This is a genomic window from Pseudomonas sp. BJa3, from assembly GCF_026343815.1.
GTDB classification, from domain to species: Bacteria; Pseudomonadota; Gammaproteobacteria; order Pseudomonadales; family Pseudomonadaceae; genus Aquipseudomonas; species Aquipseudomonas soli.
In genome coordinates, this window is record NZ_JAOXMC010000437.1 from 1 (window position 1) to 245 (window position 245).

The 245-nt window shown below is 70.6% G+C and carries 1 pseudogene; it reads left to right on the forward strand.

Annotation, left to right across the window (positions count from 1 at the left end):
• Nucleotides 1-38 precede the first annotated feature (38 nt).
• A pseudogene (locus OH705_RS28325) lies at nucleotides 39-245 on the forward strand (DNA polymerase Y family protein); the annotation flags it as partial.

Consider the following 245-nt stretch of genomic DNA (forward strand, 5'->3'; position numbering starts at 1 on the left):
CGCAGTCCTTCGCGCTGGTCGCGCATTGAGGCCTGCGTATGCTCTGGGCCTGTGTATTGCTGCCGCAGCTGGCGCTGGACGCCGTCCTCCGGCGTTTGCCTGATCCCGATGCGCCGCTGGCGCTGGTCGGCGGCGCCGTGCAATTGCGCACCCTGCAGGCGGTGAATGCCGCTGCCGCGCAGGAGGGCCTGCGGACCGGCATGCGGCTGACGGCAGCGCATGCGTTGCTGCCGGAGTTCGCGATG